This window comes from Rhodococcus sp. EPR-147 (assembly GCF_001647185.1).
Classification (GTDB): domain Bacteria; phylum Actinomycetota; class Actinomycetes; order Mycobacteriales; family Mycobacteriaceae; genus Rhodococcoides.
In genome coordinates this window covers 1-4,513 of the sequence record NZ_LVCU01000261.1, presented here as the reverse complement: position 1 = coordinate 4,513, position 4,513 = coordinate 1, and the positions used below count along the sequence as shown (strand labels likewise).

General features: G+C 65.3%; 5 protein-coding genes. All 5 read left to right on the top strand.

The genetic code is table 11. From position 1 onward, the window contains the following. The coding region (locus A2J02_RS28695; protein ID WP_231911448.1) for a hypothetical protein at positions 1 to 190 on the top strand (190 nt) is incomplete at its 5' end. Between the two features lie 204 nt (positions 191 to 394). Continuing rightward, positions 395 to 1,141 carry a helix-turn-helix transcriptional regulator gene (locus tag A2J02_RS12675; protein WP_317810418.1) on the top strand — a complete coding sequence of 249 codons (747 nt, stop codon included), beginning with the start codon at positions 395 to 397 and terminating at the stop codon, positions 1,139 to 1,141. Next, positions 1,138 to 2,583, top strand: coding sequence for a Fe-S cluster assembly protein SufB (sufB, locus tag A2J02_RS12670; RefSeq protein WP_032377835.1), 1,446 nt, complete (start codon positions 1,138 to 1,140; stop codon positions 2,581 to 2,583). The genes A2J02_RS12675 and sufB overlap by 4 nt, the downstream gene beginning before the upstream one ends. A gap of 24 nt (positions 2,584 to 2,607) precedes the next feature. Continuing rightward, complete coding sequence (gene sufD / locus A2J02_RS12665) at positions 2,608 to 3,798, top strand: Fe-S cluster assembly protein SufD (RefSeq protein WP_156516210.1); 1,191 nt, start codon at positions 2,608 to 2,610, stop codon at positions 3,796 to 3,798. A gap of 40 nt (positions 3,799 to 3,838) precedes the next feature. Beyond that, positions 3,839 to 4,513: Fe-S cluster assembly ATPase SufC (sufC, locus tag A2J02_RS12660; protein ID WP_068050510.1), on the top strand; the 675-nt coding region annotated here is incomplete at its 3' end.

The following is a 4,513-nucleotide window of genomic DNA, read 5'->3' as shown; positions in this document are numbered from 1 at the left end:
GACCACCCCGCCCGGAGGCGTGGGCTCGAGGCCGATGACTCGACGTGCCGGGGCCACGACGAACCTGTGGACGAATGCAGTCGGCGTGGACTTCGATGTGCCGGACACCGGGGGAGACCCGGGACCGCCCGCAGAAGGTGAGCTCTCGAAACTGGGCTCACTGTCGGTCGATGGCACAGTGGGAGCGTAGCGGGGCACTCGCTCACCACCTGCACCGTGCTCCACCCGACGACATGCGCATCGGCCGCCGCGCTGGGTGAGCCGCCCGCATAGGGCACCCTTGCTGGACCGAGTACAGCAATTCCGTCACACTGGTGTTGTGAAAACAACCGAGAGCTCGCTCGTGCGTCCGGGAAGTGTCGAGTCGTCGGCCTCCGGCGCAGGCGTTTCGTCGGTGCGACCCACGTCGGCGCCCGAGGGGCAGACGCGGAGCGCTGTGGTCACGCTGCTGCTCGAGGAAGGCCCCATCACCGCCTCGGACATCGGCACTCGACTGGGGTTGAGCGCGGCGGGTGTCCGACGTCACCTGGACGCACTCATCGACGCGGGCGAGGCCCGCATCACCACCCCCGCAGGTGCGCGGCAACGGGGCCGCGGCCGACCGGCGAAGCACTTCCAGCTCACTGCAGCCGGACGCAACCGTCTCGGCCACACCTACGACGATCTTGCCGGTGCCGCCATGCGGCAGTTACGCAAGATCGGCGGGGATGCGGCCATCGAGACATTCGCGCGGCAACGCGTCAACACCATCGTGGCCGACGTGGAGCCGGCCACGGGTTCCGATGCGCATGCCGTGGAGGACGCTGCCGACCGAATCGCCGACGCGTTCAGCGCGGCGGGCTTTTCTGCCACCACCCGTCAGGTGGGCAACGGTGTGCAGATCTGCCAGCACCACTGCCCGGTGTCGCACGTCGCCTCCGAGTTTCCGGAGCTGTGCGAGGCCGAGCAGACCGCGTTTGCCGAGATCCTCGGCACGCACGTGCAGCGTTTGGCGACCATCGCCAACGGCAATTGCGCATGCACGACGCACGTACCGCTGTCACCGACGCGGTATTCGAACACCGATAGTTCCGACAAGAAGACTCCCGACGCGCAGCCCCGTGTCGGAGAACGCCCACGCCTCCGGAAGGAGCCCGCATGACCGTCACACCAGACCAGGTGACACCCACCGCGCCGCTGACCCAGGACGAGACCATCGCCTCGCTCGGCACCTACGGATACGGCTGGGCCGACTCGGACGTAGCCGGTGAGAGCGCCAAGCGCGGTCTTTCCGAGGCCGTCGTTCGCGACATCTCGCAGAAGAAGAGCGAGCCCGAGTGGATGCTCGAGGCGCGCCTGAAAGCGCTCAAGACGTTCGAGCGCAAGCCGATGCCGAACTGGGGTTCCAACCTCGACGGCATCGACTTCGACAACATCAAGTACTTCGTGCGGTCCAGCGAGAAGCAGGCTGCCACGTGGGAAGACCTGCCGGAAGACATCAAGAACACGTACGACAAGCTCGGCATCCCCGAGGCGGAGAAGCAGCGCCTCGTCTCCGGTGTCGCTGCCCAGTACGAGTCCGAGGTGGTCTACCACTCGATCCGTGAGGATCTCGAGGCCCAGGGAGTGTTGTTCCTCGACACCGACACCGCCCTGAAGGAGCAGCCGGAGCTGTTCCGGGAGTACTTCGGCACCGTCATCCCCGCAGGCGACAACAAGTTCTCCGCACTCAACACCGCGGTGTGGTCCGGTGGATCCTTCATCTACATCCCGCCGGGCGTCCACGTGGACATCCCGCTGCAGGCCTACTTCCGGATCAACACCGAGAACATGGGTCAGTTCGAGCGCACGCTGATCATCGTCGACGAGGGTGCCTACGTGCACTACGTCGAGGGCTGCACCGCACCGATCTACAAGTCGGATTCGCTGCACTCCGCCGTGGTCGAGATCATCGTCAAGAAGGGTGGTCGGTGCCGCTACACGACCATCCAGAACTGGTCGAACAACGTCTACAACCTCGTCACCAAGCGTGCCAAGGCCGAGGCGGGCGCAACCATGGAGTGGGTCGACGGCAACATCGGCTCCAAGGTCACCATGAAGTACCCGGCCGTCTGGATGACCGGTGAGTACGCCAAGGGTGAGGTTCTCTCGGTCGCGTTCGCAGGCCCGGACCAGCACCAGGACACCGGCTCGAAAATGCTGCACCTGGCACCGCACACGTCCTCGAACATCGTCAGCAAGTCCGTCGCTCGCGGCGGTGGCCGGACGTCGTACCGCGGTCTGATCCAGATCAACAAGGGTGCACACGGCTCGCGCTCGACGGTCAAGTGCGACGCGTTGCTCGTCGACACGATCAGTCGTTCCGACACGTACCCGTACGTCGACATCCGCGAGGACGACGTGTCGATGGGCCACGAGGCCACCGTCTCGAAGGTCAGCGACGATCAGTTGTTCTACCTGATGAGCCGCGGCATGACCGAGGACGAGGCCATGGCGATGGTCGTGCGCGGCTTCGTCGAGCCGATCGCTCGCGAACTGCCGATGGAATACGCGCTCGAGCTCAACCGGCTCATCGAGCTGCAGATGGAAGGGTCGGTCGGATAAGTGAACAACCCCCTCACCGGAGTCATGGGTGCTGTGGCATCCGAGAATCCAGAGTCGGCCAAGGAAGACAAGTCGAAGCTCGTCGAGAACAAGGGCGCTCAGTTCACGTCCTACGACGTGAATGCGTTCGAGATCCCGTCCGGCCGTGACGAGCTGTGGCGTTTCACGCCGCTGCGTCGGCTGCGCGGCTTGCACGACGGTTCCGCTGTCGCCGACGGGGCCGCTCGGGTCACCGTCGGCGCCCCGGAGTCGGTGGGCGTGGAGACCGTCGGCCGCGACGACGAGCGACTGGGCAAGGCCGGGGTCCCGGCCGATCGTATTGCTGCGCAGGCTTTCTCCGCGTTCACCGAGGCCACGATCGTCTCCGTGCCGAACGAGGTCGAGGTGGCCGATCCGATCGAGATCACCGTCGACGGTCCCGGTGTCGACCACGTCGCCTACGGCCACATGCAGATCAGGCTCGGCACGTTCGCTCGCGCCACCGTCGTGATCGACCAGCGAGGTAGCGGAACGTACGCCGAGAACGTCGAGTTCGTTCTCGGCGACAGCTCGCAGTTGCACGTCGTACTGATCCAAGACTGGCAGTCCGACGCCGTGCACGTCGCAGCACACCACGCGATGCTCGGACGCGACGCCGTGCTGCGGCACTACAACGTCAGTCTCGGCGGCGACCTGGTGCGCATCAGCCCGACCGTGCGCTACAGCGCACCCGGCGGCGACGCGAACATGCTCGGTGTGTATTTCGCCGACGCAGGCCAGCACCTCGAGCAGCGACTGCTCGTCGACCACTCGGCACCGCACTGCAAGTCCAATGTGATGTACAAGGGCGCGCTGCAGGGCGAAACCGGACCCGGAACCGTCGACGCGCACACCGTGTGGATCGGAGATGTTCTGATCCGAGCCGAGGCCGAGGGCACCGAGACCTACGAGCTCAACCGGAACCTGGTCCTGACCGACGGCGCTCGCGCCGACTCGGTGCCGAACCTCGAGATCGAGACCGGTGAGATCGTCGGAGCAGGCCACGCCAGCGCCACCGGCCGGTTCGACGACGAGCAGCTGTTCTACCTGCGCGCTCGTGGCATCTCGGAGGAGGTTGCTCGTCGACTCGTCGTCCGGGGCTTCTTCCACGAGATCATCGACAAGATTCCGGTCCCCGCCGTACGCGAGCGTCTCGACGCCGCCATCGAGACCGAACTCGCCGTCGCCGGCGCGTAGGTCTCACCCGAACCTTTCTCGACTGCACAAAGGAACTGTGATGTCCACACTCGAAATCCGCGATCTGCACGTCAGCGTCGCCAACTCCGACTCGACCGCGGAGCCCATCAACATCCTCAAGGGTGTCGACCTCACCGTGAAGTCCGGTGAGACGCACGCGATCATGGGGCCCAACGGTTCCGGCAAGTCCACGCTGTCCTACGCCATCGCGGGCCACCCCAAGTACACGGTGACCTCCGGCACCATCACCCTCGACGGTGAAGACGTGCTCGAGATGAGTGTCGACGAGCGCGCCCGTGCCGGCCTGTTCCTGGCGATGCAGTACCCGGTGGAGGTGCCCGGCGTCTCGATGTCGAACTTCCTGCGTACCGCCGCCACCGCCGTGCGCGGTGAGGCCCCCAAGCTTCGGCACTGGGTCAAGGAAGCCAAGACCGCCATGAGCGAATTGGAGATCGAGGCCAACTTCCTCGAGCGCAACGTCAACGAGGGCTTCTCCGGCGGCGAGAAGAAGCGTCACGAGATTCTCCAGCTGGGACTGCTCAAGCCGAAGATCGCCATCCTCGACGAGACCGACTCCGGCCTCGACGTCGATGCTCTGCGCGTGGTGTCCGAGGGCGTCAACAAGTACAAGGAGCGTGAAGACGGCGGAGTGCTGCTGATCACGCACTACACCCGCATCCTGCGCTACATCAAACCCGACTTCGTCCACGTCTTC

Coding starts and splice junctions, on each gene's coding strand:
- sufB (WP_032377835.1), top strand. CDS start 1,138: ATGACCGTCACACCAGACCAGGTGACACCCACCGCGCCGCTGACCCAG.
- sufD (WP_156516210.1), top strand. CDS start 2,608: ATGGGTGCTGTGGCATCCGAGAATCCAGAGTCGGCCAAGGAAGACAAG.